This is a genomic window from Nocardioides sp. cx-173, assembly GCF_021117365.1.
Lineage (GTDB): Bacteria > Actinomycetota > Actinomycetes > Propionibacteriales > Nocardioidaceae > Nocardioides.
The window spans coordinates 1,382,976-1,402,046 of the sequence record NZ_CP088262.1; the positions used below are offsets into that span (position 1 = coordinate 1,382,976).

At 72.7% G+C, this 19,071-nt stretch carries 20 protein-coding genes; 13 read left to right on the plus strand and 7 right to left on the minus strand.

Going from position 1 to position 19,071, the window contains the following annotated elements; all coding sequences use genetic code 11:
- The first annotated feature begins 115 nt into the window (after nucleotides 1-115).
- From LQ940_RS06650 to LQ940_RS06660, 3 genes are all read left to right on the plus strand, one after another.
- Nucleotides 116-1,192, plus strand: coding sequence for a 3-isopropylmalate dehydrogenase (locus LQ940_RS06650; RefSeq protein WP_231242212.1), 1,077 nt, complete (start codon nucleotides 116-118; stop codon nucleotides 1,190-1,192).
- 51 nt (nucleotides 1,193-1,243) lie between these two features.
- Nucleotides 1,244-2,317 (plus strand): branched-chain amino acid aminotransferase, encoded by a 1,074-nt coding sequence (locus LQ940_RS06655; RefSeq protein WP_231242213.1) that lies wholly within the window; start codon nucleotides 1,244-1,246, stop codon nucleotides 2,315-2,317.
- A gap of 121 nt (nucleotides 2,318-2,438) precedes the next feature.
- Nucleotides 2,439-3,074, plus strand: a complete 636-nt coding sequence (locus LQ940_RS06660) for a hypothetical protein (RefSeq protein WP_231242214.1) — start codon at nucleotides 2,439-2,441, stop codon at nucleotides 3,072-3,074.
- Between the two features lie 36 nt (nucleotides 3,075-3,110).
- Here LQ940_RS06660 and LQ940_RS06665 read toward each other — a convergent pair whose 3' ends face one another.
- Together LQ940_RS06665 and LQ940_RS06670 are read right to left on the minus strand one after the other, a co-directional pair.
- On the minus strand, nucleotides 3,111-3,437 hold the full coding sequence (locus LQ940_RS06665) for an ArsR/SmtB family transcription factor (protein ID WP_231242215.1): 327 nt from the start codon (nucleotides 3,435-3,437) through the stop codon (nucleotides 3,111-3,113).
- Between the two features lies 1 nt (nucleotide 3,438).
- Nucleotides 3,439-4,065: an SRPBCC family protein gene (locus LQ940_RS06670; protein WP_231242216.1), complete on the minus strand. Its 627-nt coding sequence runs from the start codon at nucleotides 4,063-4,065 to the stop codon at nucleotides 3,439-3,441.
- 104 nt (nucleotides 4,066-4,169) lie between these two features.
- Here LQ940_RS06670 and LQ940_RS06675 point away from each other — a divergent pair, with 104 nt between their 5' ends.
- From LQ940_RS06675 to cimA, 6 genes are all read left to right on the plus strand, one after another.
- The gene (locus tag LQ940_RS06675; RefSeq protein WP_231242217.1) at nucleotides 4,170-5,216 is read left to right on the plus strand and encodes a FecCD family ABC transporter permease; all 1,047 of its coding nucleotides are present in this window, start codon (nucleotides 4,170-4,172) and stop codon (nucleotides 5,214-5,216) included.
- Complete coding sequence (locus LQ940_RS06680) at nucleotides 5,213-6,277, plus strand: FecCD family ABC transporter permease (RefSeq protein WP_231242218.1); 1,065 nt, start codon at nucleotides 5,213-5,215, stop codon at nucleotides 6,275-6,277. The genes LQ940_RS06675 and LQ940_RS06680 overlap by 4 nt, the downstream gene beginning before the upstream one ends.
- A gap of 11 nt (nucleotides 6,278-6,288) precedes the next feature.
- Nucleotides 6,289-7,098, plus strand: a complete 810-nt coding sequence (locus LQ940_RS06685; RefSeq protein WP_231242219.1) for an ABC transporter ATP-binding protein — start codon at nucleotides 6,289-6,291, stop codon at nucleotides 7,096-7,098.
- A gap of 40 nt (nucleotides 7,099-7,138) precedes the next feature.
- On the plus strand, nucleotides 7,139-8,185 hold the full coding sequence (locus tag LQ940_RS06690) for an iron-siderophore ABC transporter substrate-binding protein (protein WP_231242220.1): 1,047 nt from the start codon (nucleotides 7,139-7,141) through the stop codon (nucleotides 8,183-8,185).
- Between the two features lie 52 nt (nucleotides 8,186-8,237).
- Nucleotides 8,238-9,860 (plus strand): serine/threonine-protein kinase, encoded by a 1,623-nt coding sequence (locus tag LQ940_RS06695; protein WP_231242221.1) that lies wholly within the window; start codon nucleotides 8,238-8,240, stop codon nucleotides 9,858-9,860.
- A gap of 182 nt (nucleotides 9,861-10,042) precedes the next feature.
- Nucleotides 10,043-11,638 (plus strand): citramalate synthase, encoded by a 1,596-nt coding sequence (gene cimA / locus LQ940_RS06700; RefSeq protein WP_231242222.1) that lies wholly within the window; start codon nucleotides 10,043-10,045, stop codon nucleotides 11,636-11,638.
- Here the strand turns inward: cimA and LQ940_RS06705 are convergent.
- The gene (locus LQ940_RS06705) at nucleotides 11,537-12,229 is read right to left on the minus strand and encodes a TetR/AcrR family transcriptional regulator (RefSeq protein ID WP_231242223.1); all 693 of its coding nucleotides are present in this window, start codon (nucleotides 12,227-12,229) and stop codon (nucleotides 11,537-11,539) included. The genes cimA and LQ940_RS06705 overlap by 102 nt on opposite strands.
- Before the next feature lie 73 nt (nucleotides 12,230-12,302).
- On the opposite strand from LQ940_RS06705, the gene LQ940_RS06710 reads away from it, so the two are divergent.
- Genes LQ940_RS06710 through LQ940_RS06720 form a run of 3 tightly spaced genes read left to right on the plus strand, consistent with a single transcriptional unit; the run spans nucleotide 12,303 to nucleotide 14,815 of the window.
- On the plus strand, nucleotides 12,303-12,851 hold the full coding sequence (locus LQ940_RS06710; protein ID WP_231242224.1) for an NADPH-dependent FMN reductase: 549 nt from the start codon (nucleotides 12,303-12,305) through the stop codon (nucleotides 12,849-12,851).
- A gap of 31 nt (nucleotides 12,852-12,882) precedes the next feature.
- Nucleotides 12,883-14,283, plus strand: coding sequence for an amidase (locus LQ940_RS06715; protein WP_231242225.1), 1,401 nt, complete (start codon nucleotides 12,883-12,885; stop codon nucleotides 14,281-14,283).
- Nucleotides 14,284-14,287: 4 nt separating this feature from the next.
- Nucleotides 14,288-14,815: a GNAT family N-acetyltransferase gene (locus LQ940_RS06720; protein WP_231242226.1), complete on the plus strand. Its 528-nt coding sequence runs from the start codon at nucleotides 14,288-14,290 to the stop codon at nucleotides 14,813-14,815.
- A gap of 4 nt (nucleotides 14,816-14,819) precedes the next feature.
- Here LQ940_RS06720 and LQ940_RS06725 read toward each other — a convergent pair whose 3' ends face one another.
- The 3 genes from LQ940_RS06725 to LQ940_RS06735 all read right to left on the minus strand — a co-directional run bounded on the left by LQ940_RS06725 (nucleotide 14,820) and on the right by LQ940_RS06735 (nucleotide 16,418).
- On the minus strand, nucleotides 14,820-15,395 hold the full coding sequence (locus tag LQ940_RS06725; RefSeq protein WP_231242227.1) for a GNAT family N-acetyltransferase: 576 nt from the start codon (nucleotides 15,393-15,395) through the stop codon (nucleotides 14,820-14,822).
- Nucleotides 15,396-15,440: 45 nt separating this feature from the next.
- Nucleotides 15,441-16,055: a M23 family metallopeptidase gene (locus LQ940_RS06730; protein ID WP_231242228.1), complete on the minus strand. Its 615-nt coding sequence runs from the start codon at nucleotides 16,053-16,055 to the stop codon at nucleotides 15,441-15,443.
- Nucleotides 16,056-16,175: 120 nt separating this feature from the next.
- Nucleotides 16,176-16,418, minus strand: a complete 243-nt coding sequence (locus tag LQ940_RS06735; protein ID WP_231242229.1) for a hypothetical protein — start codon at nucleotides 16,416-16,418, stop codon at nucleotides 16,176-16,178.
- 377 nt (nucleotides 16,419-16,795) lie between these two features.
- On the opposite strand from LQ940_RS06735, the gene LQ940_RS06740 reads away from it, so the two are divergent.
- Nucleotides 16,796-18,097, plus strand: coding sequence for an HNH endonuclease (locus LQ940_RS06740; RefSeq protein WP_231242230.1), 1,302 nt, complete (start codon nucleotides 16,796-16,798; stop codon nucleotides 18,095-18,097).
- 254 nt (nucleotides 18,098-18,351) lie between these two features.
- On the opposite strand, the gene LQ940_RS06745 is transcribed toward LQ940_RS06740, so the two are convergent.
- Nucleotides 18,352-18,828 carry a VOC family protein gene (locus tag LQ940_RS06745; RefSeq protein ID WP_231242231.1) on the minus strand — a complete coding sequence of 159 codons (477 nt, stop codon included), beginning with the start codon at nucleotides 18,826-18,828 and terminating at the stop codon, nucleotides 18,352-18,354.
- Between the last annotated feature and the right edge of the window lie 243 nt (nucleotides 18,829-19,071).

Here is a 19,071-nt window from a genome sequence, read left to right on the forward strand (position 1 = left end):
TGGGGCCCGGCCCAGCACCACCCTGAGAACCCGCGCAGCCACGAGGCGGTCCAAGCCTCGCTTGACCTGCGAGACAATGGCGGTCAGCGCCCCGACGACAACTAGCCTCTGCGCCATGACGACCACTGACTCGACCTCTTCCGGCACCCTCAAGCTCGCCGTGATCCCCGGCGACGGGATCGGCCAGGAGGTCACCGCCGAGGCGCTCAAGGTCCTCGAGGTGGCCGCGCCCGCGGGTGTGAAGTTCGAGCCCACCCGCTACGACCTCGGGGCGGAGCGCTACCTCGCGACCGGCGAGGTGCTGCCCGACTCCGTGCTCGGCGAGATCCGCGAGCACGACGCCATCCTCCTCGGCGCGGTCGGCGGCAAGCCCAACGACCCGAACCTCCCGCCGGGCATCCTCGAGCGCGGGCTGCTGCTGCGACTGCGCTTCGAGCTCGACCACTACGTCAACCTGCGCCCCTCGCGCATCTTCCCGGGCGTGGCCTCGCCCCTCGCCAACCCCGGCGACGTCGACTTCGTCGTGGTCCGCGAGGGCACCGAAGGCCCCTACACGGGCAACGGCGGGGCCCTGCGGGTCGGTACGCCGCACGAGATCGCCACCGAGGTCTCGGTCAACACCGCGTTCGGCGTGGAGCGGGTCGTGCGCGACGCGTTCGCGCGCGCCCAGCGGCGTCCTCGCCAGAAGCTCACCCTGCTCCACAAGACCAACGTGCTCGTCAACGCCGGCTCCGTGTGGTGGCGCCTGACCCAGGAGGTCGCCCGCGAGTTCCCCGAGGTGAGCGTCGACTACATGCACATCGACGCGGCCATGATCTTCATGACCACCGACCCGTCCCGCTTCGACGTGATCGTCACCGACAACCTCTTCGGCGACATCATCACCGACCTCGCCGCCGCCATCACCGGCGGCATCGGCCTGGCCGCGTCCGGCAACATCAACCCCGACCGGACCGCGCCGTCGATGTTCGAGCCGGTCCACGGCTCCGCGCCGGACATCGCGGGCCAGCAGAAGGCCGACCCCACCGCCGCGATCCTCTCGGTGTCGCTGCTGCTGGACCACCTCGGGCACACCGACGCCGCCGCGGTCGTCGAGGCCGCGGTCATCGCCGACCTGGCCGACCGCACGCCCGGCACCGTGCGCCGTACCTCCGAGGTCGGGGACGCCATCGCGTCGCGAGTAGGCGGCTGACGCCGCCCGCACCCGTCCACCAGACCCGAAGGGTCGGATACCGTGAGATCCATGCAGATCAGCACCACCACCAGCACCACCCCCGTCGACGAGGCCCGGCTCGCGGAGATCCTGGCCAACCCCGGCTTCGGCACCCACTTCACCGACCACATGTTCCTGGTGGAGTGGACGCCGGACGCCGGCTGGCACCGCGCGCGGATCGAGCCCTACGGCCCGCTCTCGCTGGACCCCGCGACCGCGGTCCTGCACTACGCGCAGGAGACCTTCGAGGGGATGAAGGCCTACCGCCACGACGACGGCTCCGTGTGGTCCTTCCGGCCCGAGGAGAACGCCGCCCGCATGGTGCGCTCGAGCCAGCGGCTGGCGCTGCCCGAGCTGCCGGTCGCCGACTTCATGCAGGCCGTGGACGCGCTCGTGGAGGTCGACCAGCGCTGGGTCCCGGACCCGGCGGGGGAGAAGAGCCTCTACCTGCGCCCGTTCATGATCGCCACCGAGGTGTTCCTCGGCGTGCGCCCCGCGCAGCACGTCACGTTCCTGGTGATCGCCAGCCCGGCGGGCTCCTACTTCAAGGGCGGCGTCAAGCCGGTGACGCTCTGGCTGACCGAGGACTACACGCGCGCCGGTCGCGGCGGCATGGGTGCAGCCAAGACCGGCGGCAACTACGCGAGCTCGCTGGTCGCGCAGCAGGAGGCGACGGACCAGGGCTGTGACCAGGTGGTCTTCCTGGACGCCCAGGAGGGCAGGTACGTCGAGGAGCTCGGCGGGATGAACCTCTACTTCGTCCACGACGACGGCCGGATCGTCACGCCCGAGACCGGCACCATCCTCGAGGGCATCACCCGCGACAGCATCATCGAGCTCGCCGGCAAGCTGGGCCACCAGGTCGAGGAGCGCCGCTTCTCGATCGACGAGTGGCGCGAGGGCGTCACCAGCGGCCGGATCACCGAGATCTTCGCCTGCGGCACCGCCGCGGTCGTCACCCCGGTGGGCTCGCTGAAGTGGGACGGGGGAGAGGTGCCGGCTCCGGCCAGCACCGACCTGACCATGCGGGTGCGTCAGGCGCTGGTGGACGTGCAGTACGGCCGCGCCGAGGACACCTTCGGCTGGATGCACCGCATCGTCTGAGGCGGACTGACCCGTCCGGGTGAGGTGACCCAGGTCACACGGGCCTACTGTCGAGCCGTACGGCGTCGCCGTGCGGTTGGGTTACTCCAGGGCCTGGCCTTCACTCGGGAGGGAAACCCACATGAAGGTGCAGCACAGTAGAACCGGCATTCCGACCGCGGGGGTGGCGATCCTCGTCGCCCTCACCATGAGCCTCAGCCTGGCTCTCGCCTCGGGGGCGTCCGCCTCCGCGGCTCCCTCCGGTGCCGCCGCCTCCGACAGGTCGGTCGTCGCCTCCACGCCCCAGGGCAAGCTCCGCTCGCGCGTCGTCGGCACCACCGGCAACGGTCGCCGGGTCACGGGCGACTTCGTGCCGATGCGCTTCGTCAAGCGCGACGGCAAGGTGTTCGTGCGCGGCCTGATCCAAGGCGTCGTCCACAACGCCGACGGGTCCACCCGGACGTTCTCGGCCATGCGCACCATGCGGGTCAAGTCCATCGGCGGGGCGCCCGTCAAGGCGGGCAGGAGCGTCAACGCCCGGGCGACCTGCGACATCCTGGACCTGGTCCTCGGCCCGCTCGACCTGGACCTGCTCGGTCTGCGCGTCCACCTGGACCGGGTCGTCCTCACCATCATCGCGGCGACGGGGGCCGGCAACCTGCTCGGCAACCTGCTCTGCGCGGTGACGGGACTGCTCGACGGGGGCCTCGACGGTCTGTTGGGGAGGCTGGTCCTGCTGCTCAACCGGATCCTGTCCCAGCTCGGCCTCGGCCTGTAGCAACGACCGCTGACCCGTCAGAGACTTTCTGACGGGTCAGCGGTGCGCACGGTGCCCGCGGCGGAGCTCGGTGTCCAGGGCATCGAGGCGCTGCTCCCAGAAGGCGCGGAACGGCGCGAGCCAGGCGTCGACCTCGGCCAGGGGGCCGGCGGCGACGGCGTAGATGCGGCGACGCCCCTCGGCGCGCACGTCGGTGAAGCCGTGCTCGCGCAGGACCTTGAGCTGCATCGACACCGCCGGCTGCCCGATCCCGAACTCCGCCGAGATCACCTCGACCACCGCCCCCGCCGACCGCTCGCCGTCCGCGAGCAGCTCGAGGATGCGGCGGCGGACGGGGTCTCCGAGGACGTCGAGGGCGTGCACCTCAGTCCTCGGGCGCGGCCGTGTACGCCTCGGCGGTACGGCGGGCGGCCGCGCGGGCGGTCTCCGGGTCGGCGCCGGCGCTGATGTCGACCTCGCCCCACGCGGCGCTGGAGGCCCACAGGTACTCGCCCAGGTCGGGCACCGTCTCGCGCGGCGGGCGCTCCGCGTCCGGCGCGGCCAGGTGCTCGGCCAGGCCCATGAGCCCCATCTCCCAGCCGATGCCGACCGCTCCGGGGCCGAACTGCTCCCACATCTCCGGCGGCACGGGGGCCGAGTGGTCCAGCTGCAGCAGCGTGCCGCTCTCGGTCGGGCGCAGGCTCAGGTCGACCCAGCTCACCTGGCCGTCGTACTCCCAGGTGAGCGCGAGCCGCTCGGGCGGGACGCACTCGAGCACCTCGCCGCCGGCGTTGCCCTCGAGCTGGTAGCGGCCGCCGACCTCGAGGTCGCCGGACACGGGCATCATCCAGCGCGTGATCCGCTCGCGCGTGGTGAGCGCGTCCCAGACGTCGTCCAGGCTCGCGTCGTAGGTGCGGGTGACCGTGAGCAGCCGCAGCTCCCGGCCGTCGCGGGTGATCGTCGTGAGCGCACGCTCGACCGCGCCCAGGTGGTCGGCGGGGGTGAGGTTCATGTCACCCAACCTATCAGGCATCGTTGATATGACAACCGCGAGAGGTCGCCGGCGCTGCGGTGGTTACCCTTGCCTAACTAGAGGGGCGAGACGAGGAGGCGACCGTGTCCGTGCTCGTCCCCGCGCGCCCGCCCGCCGCGTCCGGGCGCCCGCGCACCGCCGTTCGCGGCCTGCTCGCGGTCGCCGTCCTGCTCCTGCTGCTGGCCGTCGTGGCCCTGGCCAGCCTGATGTGGGGGGTGCGCGACATCCCCGCCGGCCAGGTCTGGGACGCGCTCGTCTCGCCGGTGGCGGGGGACAACGACCACGGGGTGGTGCGCACCGAGCGCGTGCCCCGCACGCTGATCGGGCTCATGGGCGGCGCCGCCCTCGGCGCGGCGGGCGCGCTCATGCAAGGCGTGACGCGTAACCCCATCGCCGACCCCGGCCTCCTCGGGCTCAACTCGGGGGCGTCGCTGGCGGTCATCGTCGCCATCGCCGGCTTCCACGTGACCTCCGTGGACGGCTACGTGTGGTTCGCGTTCCTGGGCGCCGCCGTCGCGGCGGTGATCGTGTACGGCGCGGCGTCGGTCGGCTGGGAGGGCGTCACCCCGGTCAAGCTGGCCCTGGTCGGCGCCGCCGTCACCGCCACGGCGACCTCGCTCATCACCCTGGTGCTGCTGACCGATCGTCACACGCTCCAGGAGTACCGCTTCTGGCAGGTCGGCTCGCTCGCGAACCGGTCGCTGGACGCCCTCGCCTCGGTGCTGCCGTTCGTCGGCGTGGGCCTGCTGCTGGCGCTGGCCGCCGGCCGGGTCCTCAACGCGCTGGCCCTGGGCGACGACGTGGCGCGCGGCCTCGGCCAGGACGTCGTGCGCGGCCGGCTGCTCGTCGTGCTCGCCGTGGTCCTGCTGTGCGGCTCGGCCGTGTCGCTGGTCGGGCCGATCGCCTTCGTCGGGCTGGTCGTGCCCCACGTCGCCCGGGTCGTCGTCGGGCCCGACTACCGCTGGCTGGTCGTGCTGTCGATCCTGATCGGGCCGCTCCTGCTGCTGGTCGCCGACATCGTCGGGCGCCTGCTGGTGCCCGGCGAGCTGGAGGCGGGACTGGTCGTCGCCCTGGTCGGGACCCCGGTCCTGCTGGTGCTCGTACGCCGCTCGCGGAGCGTGGCCGCGTGAGCAGCCTCGCGGCACCCGAGGCGGTGGCACGCGAGGGCCTGCGCGCCTCCCGGCTGCGGCGCCGGGCCCGCACGACCGCCGTCACGCTGGCCCTGCTGCTCGTGGCCGCCACCCTCGCCGTGGTGGCGCTGATGCTAGGGGACTTCCGGCTCTCGGCCGCCCAGGTCGTGGGCGCGCTGGCCGGCAGCGACGAGGAGCCGGCCCGGTTCGTGGTCTTCGACCTGCGCCTGCCCCGGCTCACGCTCGGCATCCTCGTCGGCGTGGCGTTCGGCCTGGCCGGCGCGCTCTTCCAGTCCGTGCTGCGCAACCCGCTGGCCAGCCCCGACGTCATCGGCGTCTCCCAGGGGGCCAGCGCCGGGGCGGTCGCCGCGCTCCTGCTCGGCGGGGTCACCGGCCTGTGGGTCTCGGTCGCGGCCTTCGCCGGGGGCGCCGCCGTCGGCCTGCTCCTGTACGCCGTGGCGTGGCGCGGTGGGCTGACCGGCCACCGGTTCGTGCTGTCGGGGATCGGTGTGGCCTACGTGTGCACCAGCGTCGTCGGCTACCTGCTGACCCGCAGCGAGGTCCGCGAGGCGCAGGCGGCGCTGCTGTGGATGACCGGCAGCCTGGCGCAGGCCGACTGGGACCTGGTCGCGACGCTCGCCCTCGCCGTGGCGGTGCTGGCGCCGCTCGTGGCGCTGGCCGCGCGCGGCCTCGACCTGCTGCTCCTCGGCGACGAGCAGGCCGCCGCACTCGGGCTGCGGCCCGAGCTCGCCCGGGGCGCGGTCATCGCCCTCGGGGTCGCGCTGGCGTGCGCGGCGACGGCGGCCGCAGGCCCGGTCGCGTTCGTCGCGCTGGTCGCCGCCCCCGTGGCCCGGCGGCTGCTCGGCGACGGCTCGCTGGCCCTGGTGCAGTCGGCCCTGGTCGGGGTGGTGCTCGTGGTCGGCGCCGACGTCGCGGCCCAGCACCTGCTGCCCGCCGTCCTGCCCATCGACCTGTCCGTGCCCGTCGGCGTCGTCACCGGCGCCGTGGGCGGCCCCTACCTGATCTGGCTGATGGTGGCCGGACGCACCCGCAGCTCGTGAAGGAGCAGCCCATGAGCCTGGTCGCCCACGACGTGCACCTCGCCTACGACCGGCGCACCGTCGTGCACGGGGTGGACTTCACCGTCCCGGCGGGTGAGATCACGGCGATCGTCGGCGCCAACGGGTGCGGCAAGTCCACGCTGCTGCGCGGTCTGGGCCGGATCATGCGCCCCACCCGGGGTCGCGTCGAGCTGGACGGGACGGACCTGCGCCGGATCCGCCCGCGCGACGTCGCCACCCGTCTGGGCCTGCTGCCGCAGCAGCCCTCGGCGCCCGACGGCATCACCGTCGCCGACCTCGTGGGGCGCGGGCGCCACCCGCACCAAGGTGCCTTCCGTCGCTGGAGCGCCGACGACGCCGAGGCGGTCTCGCACGCGCTCGCGCTCACCGACACCCACGAGCTCGCCGAGCGGCGCGTCGACGAGCTCTCCGGCGGTCAGCGGCAGCGGGTCTGGATCGCGATGATGCTGGCCCAGGATCCCGGGATCATGCTGCTCGACGAGCCGACGACGTACCTGGACATCGCCCACCAGGTCGAGGTCCTCGACCTGCTCGCCGAGCTCAACGCCGAGCGCGGCACGACGGTCGTCATGGTGCTGCACGACCTCAACCTCGCCGCCCGCTACGCCTCCCAGCTCGTGGTGATGAAGGAGGGCCGGATCCTGCGGTGCGGTGCGCCCGCGGAGGTGCTCGACGCCGAGTGCGTGCGCGAGGCGTTCGGGCTCGAGTCGCGGGTGCTGGCCGACCCCGTGACCGGCTCGCCGATGGTCGTCCCGATCGGACGCTGGGAAGGGTTCGGGAGACGGGCGAGCATCAAGTAAGGTATGCCTGACCTAACCATGACTCTCATCGAGGAGTGACGTGAGCCGTCTCCCGCACCGCCCCCGCCGTACCGTCTCGCGCATCGTCGCACCGCTCGCCGCCGCGCTCCTCGCGCTGCCCCTGGCCGCCTGCGGCTCGGAGTCCGAGGACTCCCAGGACGACGGGACCTCCGAGAGCGGCGGCGCCTTCGAGCCGGTCACCATCGAGCACGCCTTCGGGGAGACCGAGATCGACGAGCGCCCCGAGCGCGTCGTGACCTGGGGCTGGGGCACCGCCGACGCCGCGCTCGCCCTCGGCGTGACGCCGGTGGCCATGGAGAAGCTGGCCTACGGCGCCAACGAGGAGGGCTTCATGCCCTGGCAGGAGGAGGCGTTCGCCGAGTCCGGCGACGACAAGCCCACGACCCTGACGCCGGGCGAGTCCCCGCCGTTCGAGGAGATCCTCGCCGCCAAGCCCGACCTGATCCTGGCCAACTACTCCGGCATCACCGAGGCCGACTACGAGAAGCTGTCCAAGATCGCCGACACGGTGGCCTACCCCGACCAGCCCTGGGCGACCCCGTGGCGCGAGGTCATCACCACCGTCGGTGAGGCTCTGGGCGAGCCCGAGAAGGCCGAGGAGGTCCTCGCCGACATCGACGCCGAGGTGGCGGCCGCGGCCGAGGAGCACCCGGAGTTCGAGGGCAAGACCATCGCCGCCGTGGCCATCGACCCGAGCGCCTTCTACGTCTACCGCGGCGCCGACCCGCGCGTGGAGTTCCTGGAGGACCTCGGCTTCGAGCTGGCGCCCAGCGTCGACGAGCTCGACACCGAGGAGTCCACGTTCTACTACACGATCAGCACCGAGGTGGTCGACCGGCTGACCTCCGACGTGCTCCTGTCGTACGCCGCCAACGAGGACGTCGCGGCCACGATCGAGAAGGACCCGACGTACCAGGCGATGTCGCAGTTCCAGGAGGACCGCGTGGCCACCGTCGTCGGCGAGGACGTCGTCTCGTCGGTCTCGCCGCCGACCGCGCTCTCGCTCACCTGGGGCCTCGACGCGTTCGTCGACGCGCTGGTGCCGGCCGTGCAGGCCGCCGACTAGCGCGGCCTGTCGCGGCGGCGGGGTTCCGGGGGACACGGGTAGATTCGTCCCTGTGTCCGAGCTTCCGGTGACCCCGCTGCCGCGCGCCGGCGCGCCCAGCCGCGACCGGGTCGGGCCCTACACGCTGCTCTCCAAGATCGGCGAGGGCGGCATGGGAGTCGTCCACCTGGCCCGCCAGGACGGCGGCCCCCGGGTCGCGCTCAAGATGCTGCGCCCCCACATCGTCGGCGACGACGAGGCGCGGGCCCGCTTCGCCCGCGAGGTCAACTCGCTGCAGCGCATCCGCAGCCGCTGGGTGGCCGAGATCGTCGACGCCGACCCGTGGGCGCCGGTGCCGTACGTCGCCACCCGCTACGTGCCGGGCCTCTCGCTGCACGACCACGTCGTGGAGGAGGGCCCGATCGAGGGGCCCAACCTGATCTGGTTCGCCGGCTGCCTGGCCGAGGGCCTGGCCTCCGTGCACGCGGTCGGCGTCCTGCACCGTGACATCAAGCCCTCCAACGTGCTGATGGAGGGGCGCACGCCGATCCTGATCGACTTCGGGCTGGCCCGTGTCGCCGACGACCCGAAGCTCACCCACACCGGCTGGCTCCTGGGCACCCCGGGCTACCTCGCCCCCGAGATCCTGTACGGCGACGACGCCACCGCCGCCTCGGACATCCACTCCTGGGCGGCGACCGTCGCCTACGCCGGCACCGGCAACCCGCCGTTCGGGCGCGGGCCGAGCATGGCGATCATGGACCGGGTCCGCCGCGGCCAGCACGACCTGACCGGCCTGCCCTACGCGCTGCGCCAGCTGGTCGAGGCCGCCCTGGACCCCGAGCCCGAGCGGCGCCCGGACCTGGACGCGATCCTGGGATGGCTGCGCCCCCAGACGACCGGGCCACGGACCGCCGTACCGCCGGTGCCGACCGGTCCCGAGGACATCTTCACGATCCCGCTGGCGCTCGCCGGGGCGCAGGCCGCCGAGGCGCCGACCGCGGTCGAGCGGGAGGAGCCGCGACCGACCCGGGTGCTGCCGCAGGAGCCCCGGGTCGACCCGCAGCCCTGGGCCCAGGAGTGGGCCCAGGAGTGGCAGGAGCCCGCGCCGCCCCCGCAGGTGGGGTTCGGCGAGCGCGTGCGGCGCGCGACGCTGCTGGGTGGGGCCGCGGTGGCCCTGGGCGCCGGGCTGAGCCTGGCCCCGTGGGTCGTGGCCGCGCTGGTCTGCCTGGTCGTCTGGCTGCTGCGCAGTGGCTCGCTCGCGGCGAGCGCGGCGGGCGACCGACGGCTGCGCCGCGGCCGGAGGTGGTACGACGGACCGCAGGTGCTGCTCGGTGCACCGTGGCACCTCGTGCAGTCGGTCGGCGGCACCTTGATGTTGCTGACGTGGAGCGCCGGCCTCGCCGTCTCGGCGGCGCTGGTCGGCTACGCGCTGGCGGCGAGCGTACAGCCGATGCTGTTCGTGATGGGGCTGGTGCTCGCGGTCTCGCTGTGGTGGGGTCCGGGCGGGAGTCGGGTGCGCCGGCCGGTCTCGCGGGTGGTCCACCCGCTCGCCCGCACCCAGGGCGCCTGGTCGGTCGCGATGGTCGCGCTCCTGGTCCTGGCGGCCGGGCTCGGCCTGCGCGCGGCCGGTGCGGGGACCACCTGGTCGCCGGCGCAGGACCAGCCGTTCGCGTCGTACACGTCGTCTCGCTGAGGCCCGGATCGCGAGACCGCTGTCCCCGGTGCGGCCGGCATGGCACGATGGGCTCCATGCAGCAGCACCGCATCATCATTTCCTAGCGCATCGAGCCCCTCGCCCGATGCGCCGCCTCTCGTACTCCGAGAGGTTTTTTTGTGCCCAAATCGTCTCCCCGTACCCGACCCGAGAGTGATCCGATGGACCTGCACGGCGCCTTCCACGTCTACGACACCACCCTGCGCGACGGCGCACAGCAGGAGGGCCTCAACCTCTCCGTCGCCGACAAGCTCACCATCGCGCGGCAGCTGGACGGCCTGGGCGTCGGCTACATCGAGGGCGGCTGGCCGGGGGCGAACCCCAAGGACACCGAGTTCTTCCGCCGCGCGAGCCAGGAGCTGGACCTGCGGCACGCGAAGCTGGCGGCGTTCGGGGCCACGCGCAAGGCCGGGGTGCGCGCCGCCGACGACCCCCAGGTCGCCGCCCTGCGCGACAGCGGCGCCGGGGTCGTCACGCTCGTCGCGAAGTCGCACGACCGCCACGTCGAGCTGGCGCTGCGCACCACCCTCGAGGAGAACCTCGAGATGATCCGCGACACCGTGAGCCACCTCAGGGCCGAGGGGCAGCAGGTGTTCCTGGACGCCGAGCACTTCTTCGACGGCTACCGCGCCAACCGCGACTACGCGCTCGAGGTGCTGCGCACGGCCTACGGCGCCGGCGCCGAGGTGATCGCGCTGTGCGACACCAACGGCGGGATGCTGCCGCCGTGGGTCTCCGACGTCGTGCACGACGTCATCGAGTCGACCGGCGTGCGGGTCGGCATCCACTGCCACAACGACACCGGCTGCGCGGTCGCCAACACCCTGGCCGCGGTCGACGCCGGCGCCAGCCACGTGCAGGGCTGCATCAACGGCTACGGCGAGCGCACCGGCAACGCCGACCTGGTCACGGTCGTGGCCAACCTCGAGCTCAAGCTGGAGCGCGAGGTCCTTCCGCAGGGGCTGCTGCGCGAGTCCACCCGGATCGCCCACGCGGTCGCCGAGGTGACCAACTTCCCGCCCGCCTCCCGGCAGCCTTACGTCGGGACGTCGGCGTTCGCGCACAAGGCCGGCCTGCACGCGAGCGCGATCAAGGTCGACCCGAACCTCTACCAGCACATGGACCCGGTCGGCGTCGGCAACGACATGCGGCTGCTGATCTCCGACATGGCCGGTCGGGCCTCGATCGAGCTCAAGGGCAAGGAGCTCGGCTTCGACCTGTCCGGGGACCGCGAGCTCGTGGGCCGCGTGACCGCGCGGGTCAAGGAGCTCGAGCAGCGGGGCTACACCTTCGAGGCGGCCGACGCGTCGTTCGAGCTGCTGCTGGTCGAGGAGGTCGAGGGCGCGCGCCCGTCGTACTTCGAGGTCGAGTCGTGGCGGGTGATCACCGAGACGCTCACCCACGCGCAGGTGGGGGAGGAAGCGGTCTCGGAGGCCACCGTGAAGCTCCAGGCCGCGGGCGTGCGCTACGTCGTCACCGGCGAGGGCAACGGGCCGGTCAACGCCCTCGACTCGGCGCTGCGCTCGGCGATCGTGCAGGCGTTCCCCGAGGTCGCGAAGTTCGAGCTGATCGACTACAAGGTGCGGATCCTCGACCAGGGCCACGGCACCGACGCGATCACCCGGGTGCTCATCGAGACCACCGACGGCGCGTCGTCATGGGTGACCGTCGGGGTCGGTCACAACGTGATCGAGGCCTCCTGGGGTGCGCTTGTCGACGGGCTCACCTACGGGCTGCGGCGCCTCCACACCGCCTGAGACCACGCGCCGTACGAGGTCGTCCCAGCCGTGCTGGATCCGCTCGAGCGGGATCTGCTCGAGGTGGAGCTGCTGCTCCAGGATCACGATCTCGAGCGGCGCGAGGAGCGCGGTGGCCAGCATCGGCACGTCTCCGCCGACCCCGATCTCGGTGAGCAGGTACCGCACGTGCATGGCGGTGAACGACACGGCGGCGTAGGCGCGGGAGCCGGCCTGACCGGCGGCCTGGATCAGCTCGCCGTGCAGCAGGTTGGTCTCCATGCGCGAGTGCCCGAAGGCGAGCAGCCGCTCCAACGGCGGTGCGCCGGGACCGAGCGGTGGGGGGCCGGACAGCACCGAGGCCTGCCAGGCCGTCTCGGAGCGGTTGAGCAGGGCCGCCATCAGCCCCTCGCGGCTCTCGAAGCGCCGGTAGACGGTGCCCTTGCCGACCCCGGCGCGGGCGGCGACGGCGTCCATGGTCACCGCCTGCACGCCGGCGGACTCGTGGACGAGCTCGCTCGCGGCGGCGAGCAGCGCCTCGCGGTTGCGGGCCGCGTCGCTGCGCTCGACGGGACCGTCGTCGAGGAGCGGCAGCGATCGGAGCCCGTCCATGACTCGCACTGTAGGGCGCGAGGGAAGGGGAGGCCCCGGGAATAGAACCGGACCGTAGTCCGTTTAGCGTGGCATGACTCAGACCCCCACCCGCATCGTTGCCCTCGTCGGCAGCCTCCGCGCCGACTCCCTCAACCGCCGCATCGCCGAGGCGCTGCGCGACCAGGCGCCCGAGGGCGTCACCGTGGACATCGCCGAGGGCCTGGCCGACCTGCCGTTCTACAACGAGGACCTGGACGCCAGCGAGACGCCGGCTACCGCGGTCGCGCTGCGCGAGCTCGTCGCGGGCGCCGACGCGGTCCTGGCCGTCACCCCCGAGTACAACGGCACCATGCCGGCCGTGCTCAACAACGCCATCGACTGGCTCTCGCGCCCTTACGGTGCCGCCGCGCTGAGCGGCAAGCCGTTCGGCGTCGTCGGCGCCACCCCCACGCCGTACGGCGGCAAGTGGGCGCACGAGGACGCCGTCCGGTCCTTCGGCGTCGCCGGAGCGGTCGTCGTCGACGGTGCCGTCCACTCGCAGTCCGCGATCGACGTCGACGTCCTCGAGGACGCCGACATCCTGGCCCGCCTGAAGGCCGTCGTCGACTCGCTCGCCGCGTTCCGCACCGCCGCTGCCTGACGCCGAGCCCCCGGGTCGCTAGGTTCGACCCGTGACCGAGCTGCACGACCTGACCGCCCTCGAGCAGGGGGCGCTGGTCCGCTCGGGCGCGGTGACGCCCTCCGAGCTGACCGAGCACTACCTCGAACGCGCCGACCGTCTCGACGACGTCGGCGCGTTCGTCACGCTCACCCCCGACCTCGCGCGCGAGCGGGCGCGCTCGCTCCCGGCACCAGGCGAGGCGGCTGGCCCGCTGTACGGCGTCCCGACCGCCATCAAGGACCTGAACCTGACCGCGGGGGTGCGCACGACGTTCGGGTCGGCGGCCTTCTCCGACTTCGTGCCGGACATATCCGACGGCGTCACGCTGGGCATGGAGGCCGCGGGACTGGTGAGCCTGGGCAAGACCACCACGCCGGAGTTCGGGTCGCCCTGCTACACCGAGCCCGAGGGCCGGCCCCCGGCCGTCACGCCGTGGGACCGCACCCGCATGGCCGGCGGCAGCTCCGGCGGTGCCGCGGCGGCCGTGGCCGCCGGGCTGGTGCCGCTCGCGCAGGGCTCCGACGGAGGTGGCTCCCTCCGGATCCCGGCCTCCTGCTGCGGCCTGGTCGGCCTCAAGCCTTCCCGTGGGCGGATCTCGGGCTCGCCGAGGTACGGCGACCCCACCGGCCTGACCACCGCCGGCTCGATCGCCCGCACCGTGCGCGACGCGGCCGCGCTGCTCGACGTGCTCGCCGGCCGTCGTCCGGGTGACCCCTCCTGGGCCCCTGCGCCCTCCACGACCTTCTTGAGCGCCTGCGACCGCGAGCCGGGGCGCCTGCGGGTCGCGCGCTTCATCACCCCCGTCATCGCCGACATCCCCGTCGACCCCGAGTGCGTCAACGCCTACGAGGACGCCTCGAGGCTGCTGGAGTCGCTGGGCCACGACGTCGTCGACATCGCCGTCCCGCTGCCGCACGAAGCCGTGCCGGTCTTCGAGACCTGCTGGGCCGTGCTGACCGCGCTCTCGGTGGTCCCGCCGGAGCAGGAGCCGGTGCTCCGGCCGCTCACCCGCTGGCTCACCGAGCGCGGGCGGGCTGTGAGCGGGCCGGAGTTCGGGCTGGCGATCGGAGCGCTGCGCCGCCTCGCCGCGGACGCGCTGGTCGCCCTGGCGCCGTACGACGCGGTGCTGACGCCGACGCTGGCCGCGCCGCCGCTCCCGGTCGGGGCGCTGCGCGACGACGCGGACCCGGCCGCCGACTTCGAGGCGCAGAAGGCGTTCACGCCCTGGACGTCGGCGTGGAACGTCACCGGCATGCCGGCCGTCTCGCTGCCGCTGCACTGGACGGCGGACGGCCTGCCCGTCGGGATCATGCTCGCCGCGCGCCCGGCCGAGGAGGAGCTGCTGCTCTCGCTGTCCGCGCAGGTCGAGGCCGCCGCGCCCTGGTCGGAGCGGAGGCCTCCGCAGTGGTGACCCGATGGTGACGCGGCTGGTCATGTGCCACACCGCCGAGATGACCCCCGAGGAGCTGCACGCAGTCCGGGCGCTGCTGGACGGGGCGTTCCGGGAGTTCACCGACCAGGACTGGGGCCACACCCTCGGTGGACAGCACGCGCTCGTCGTCGAGGACGGCGTGGTCGTCGCCCACGGCGCGCTGGTCATGCGCCGCCTGCTCCACGCCGGCCGCTCGCTGCGCACCGGCTACCTCGAGAGCGTCGCCACCCGCCCGGACCGCACCCGCCGCGGGCACGCGGACCGGGTCATGACCGCGCTGGAGTCGCTCGCTCCGGCGTACGACGTGCTGGCGCTGTCGGCGTCGGAGGCGGGGGTCCCGCTCTACGAGTCGCGCGGCTGGCAGCTCTGGCGTGGGCCCTCGTCGGTGCTCGCGCCGGACGGCATCACCCGGACGCCAGCGGACGACAGCTCGATCTACGTGCTCGGCGGGTCCGACCTCGACCTCGACGGCGAGCTCACCTGCGACTGGCGCGACGGGGACCTCTGGTAGCCGGTCAGGCCAGCCGCCGCATCACGACGCGGGGGAACCCGCCCGAGACCGCGTCGGTGTCGGCGACCTTGGTGTAGCCCGCGTCCTCGAACAGCTTGCGGGTGCCGACGTAGGCCATGGTCAGGTCGACCTTGGCACCCGCGTTGTCCGCGGGGTAGCCCTCCACCACCGGGGCCCCCTGGTCGAAGGCGTACGTCGTGGCGCCCTCGATGAGCGAGTGCGCGATGCCCTGACCACGATGGCCGGGACGCACCCGGACGCAGAACAGCGACCAGGCCTCGAGCTCGTCGACGTGCGGGTACTTCCGCGACCGGGCGAACGGCAGCTCCGCGCGGGGCGCCACGGCCGCCCATCCGACGACCTCGTCGCCGTCGTAGGCCAGCACGCCCGGCGCCACCTGCCGCCCGCACAGCTCCCTGACGTACGCGCCGCGCGCCGGCCCGACCAGCTCGCGGTTGGTCTTGGAGTCGATGCGGTGGCTCAGGCACCAGCACACCGACGAGGTGGGCTTCTTGGGGCCGAGCATCGTGGCGACGTCGTCGAAGCGGGCGAGGGTGGCGGGCACGATCTCGAAGCTCACGTGCCCCACGCTAGTACGGCGATCGCGTCCCGCCGACGGTCGCTGCTACCCGCCGTCGATGATCTCGCCGTTGCGGGGCAGGCGCCCGCCGAAGGTGAGGGGGCCAGCGGCGGCGTGGGACACGTCCGAGCGGTCCATGGCCTGAAGGTGGACATGGGGTTCGGTGCTATTGCCTGAGTTGCCGCACCGCCCGAGGCTCTCGCCCACCCGAACGCTTTGACCACGTTGCACCTGGACACTGCCGCGTTGCAGGTGGCAGACCGCGACCACCGGGCCTTCGCGCGTTTCGATCATCACGTGGTTGCCGGCCAGCTCCACCCAACCCGCTGCCAACCTGCGGCGCTGAGTGATCGCATAGCCGACGGACGGCAGCCCCCTGAACGCCTCGTGATCGGGCGCCGTGTCATGCACGCGGACGACCACGCCCTGGACGGGGGCGAGGATGGGGCGCCCGAAGCCCGGAAACCGCTCTGCTGGCTCCGGGCGCAGAAGCGACTCCCACGTGATCGGTGCCGATCGCCCGGCCTCGTCGACCGGGACGAAGTCGATCGAGTACGCCGTAGCGAGCAGGGTGGTGCCATGACTGGGCACTCGATTCGCGGGGCTGTTCTGGATCAGCCAGCGGCCCTCGAACGGGTATGCCAGGTCGACTGTCAGCAACTCTCGGCCCCCCAACTCTCCTCCATGACGACCCATTCTGCTCCTGCCGGGTACGACGCAGGTGGTCTGGAGTATTAGCCGACTCGCGTTGGAAGGAGGCAGGACGCGCGTCGACTTCCCTCAGGGTCGCGACGAGTGCCGAGGCACGGCCCGGTACTCGGTGGCCGGACCGCCGGTGATGGGGTTCGTCCATTTTGCGCTGTCGCGGGTTTCGTACCGCCCGCGCTCGCGTCCCTCTCTGAACGCGACGCTTAGGGTCGACCGGTCGTAGCCCAGCCGCTTGGCGGCGGCGCCGGGCGTGACGAACTCGTCCAGCTTGCGCATGTGGCGGTAGATGAGCTCCACGTTGTCCTCGGCGACCATGGCACGAGGATGCATCAGGCCGCCGACACGTGCCCAGGACCCCCTCCGGCGATGCCTCCGACTGCACGCCGCTCGAAGGTCCTCGGCCCGCAAGCGACGATATGACTGTGGGGATCGCGAACGCAGCCTGGAGGTGCTGGGCTGTGGTTGGTGACCGCGAGGTGGAACGCGCGACGGTATGTGGCTGTTGAGCTGCGAGCCCGGTCCCGTTTCGGTGGTTGAGGTGCGAGCGAAGCGAGCCTCGAAACCACCTCGCCGTCACGCTCCTGCCGTCCGGGAGGCCAGGTTCTGTCCACAGCAACCCTTTGCATCGCCGTCCTCCCCCGCCCGGGTCGAGCTCGGCGAGGATGTCGGCGGGCAGACGTAATATCGATCACATGTTCGAGCCGTTGATCACCCAGCTCCGGGAGGCGCAGACCGCCCTCGCGGAGATTCCGGGCGACCTCTCAGACGCCGAGCTGATCGAGGTGCTCCGCGCGGCGGAGGGGCTGAAGTCCGCCGCGTCCGCGGCGCAGGCCGCGGCCGCGGTGCGCCTCGAAGTGTCCCAGCGTGCGGCCCAGGTCGCAGCCGGCGTCCCCCCTCGGCGGGTGGGGGAGGGCATCGCGGAGCAGATCGGGCTGGCGCGGCGCGAGTCGGCCAACAAGGGTGCCCGGTTGCTCGGTCTGGCTAAGGCCCTCGAGGAGATGCCGCACACCCGTGCGCTGATGCGTGCGGGTTGGCTCAACGAGTGGCGCGCCACGATCCTGGTCCGCGAGACCGCCTGCCTGTCCCTGGCCGATCGTCGTGTGGTCGATGAGCGCCTGTGCGCCGGGGCCCAGGCGGCGGCGACGATGAGCGACCTCGGCCTGGAGCGCGCGACCAAGGCGCTCGCGGCCGAGTTGGACCCTGCTGCGGTCGTTCAGCGTGCCCGGCGCGCCGAGTCCGAGCGCCACGTCTCGATCCGGCCCGCACCGGACACGATGGCCTGGGTCACCGCGCTGCTTCCGGTCAAGGAGGCGGTGCGCGTCTACGCCACGATCCTGACCGCGGCCCACGCTGCCCGGGCTCGGGGGGATGGGCGGAGCCGGGGTCAGGTCATGGCCGACACCCTGGTCGAGCGGGTCACCGGCGCCCCCGCCACGCAGACCCCCACGGTCGAGGTCAAGGTCGTGATGAGCGACCGGTCCCTGTTCGGGACATCGGCCGAGGCGGCACACCTGGCCGGCTACGGCCCGGTGCCCGCCGCCTGGGCGCGGGACCTGGTCGCCGACGCCGCCCGCGAAGCGCGGGCCTTCATCCGTCGCCTCTACCTCGCCCCCACCGGTGGGGAGCTGGTCGCGATGGACTCCCGCGCCCGCTTCGCTCCCGCCGGCCTGGCCGAGTTCGTGGTCACCCGGGACCAGGGCCTGTGCCGTACCCCGTGGTGTGGTGCCCCGATCCGCGAGATCGACCACGTCATCGCGTGGGACGACGGTGGTCCGACGACCGCGGCCAACACCCAGGGGCTGTGCCAGCGTTGCAACCTCGCCAAGCAGGCCCCCGGCTGGAGCGCCACCCCCACCGCCGCCCCGGACGGGCGGCACACCGTGGAGACCACCACCCCCACCGGTCACCGACACCGCTCCCGCGCCCCCGACCCACCCGGCGCCGCCTCGGTCACCACCTCACCCGGGCGACCCGGGTACGAACTCACCGCTTGATGCCACGGTCCTTGGAGACCGGTCTTGTCGACCCGCAACCGCGTCGTGCCATCAGCGGCGGAAGACGCATCCGCCGATCGTGTCGAACCCCCGATGATCCTCGCGAGCGACGGCCAGGCCCGATGGCTGGCGCGCGACATCAAGTCAGCGCGATGGGCCGCCCCGGTACCCCGGGACCGTGACACCGGGCGCGCTTGGTCGTCATGCCTCGAGAAGCAGTGGGCCCGCGTCAGAGGCGAAGCACGATCACCCCCTTAGCCCTCAGGGGCCCGCGCGGTTCCGAACCACATGTCCGCTGCCGCTTGTAAGCCGTCATCGGGCGGATCAAGCAGCACACGGAAGAACTTCCAGGAGTACCCGTACGGGTCCTCGACCTCCACGTAACGCTCGCCCCAGGGAGCAGATTCAGGTCCCGCCGTGATCACGCATCCTGCGACCTCGCAGCGTCGGGCCATCTCATCGACGTCATCCACCTCGACGCCGATGACCACGCCGAGACCCCGAGGGCCGGCCTTCGTGAGCCGCTCGCGCTCAGTTTCGGGGAACGGGATCCCCTCTAACGCGTCGACGAGCAGCTGCAACGGTCCCCGTCGCAGGATCGCCATCAGCACGAGACCGCTTGGATCCGGGACTGTCCCTGTCTGAACGAAGCCAAGCTCTTCGTACAGGGCTGCAGCGCCGGACACATCATGGACCCTTAGCGCCACGCGCACCGGAGGTTCGTCGCTCACCCACCGACCGTAGCGTGGTGGTCGTGACGCACGGTTGGTCTTCGACCGCTTGCGCTGGTGCGGCCAGTGTCCTCGTTGAACGGCGGCCGGCTCGTACGACGTCCTGACGTTGGAAAGCGACTCTCAGTAGGTCTGTGCGTCCGTCTCGCGGTGGTAGGACGCATCTCGGAGCGCGCACGATCAACGGCTGCCAGATACGGGTGTGCGTAGCCGCCCCTCAACGCGGCAACGCGGGCGCACGGC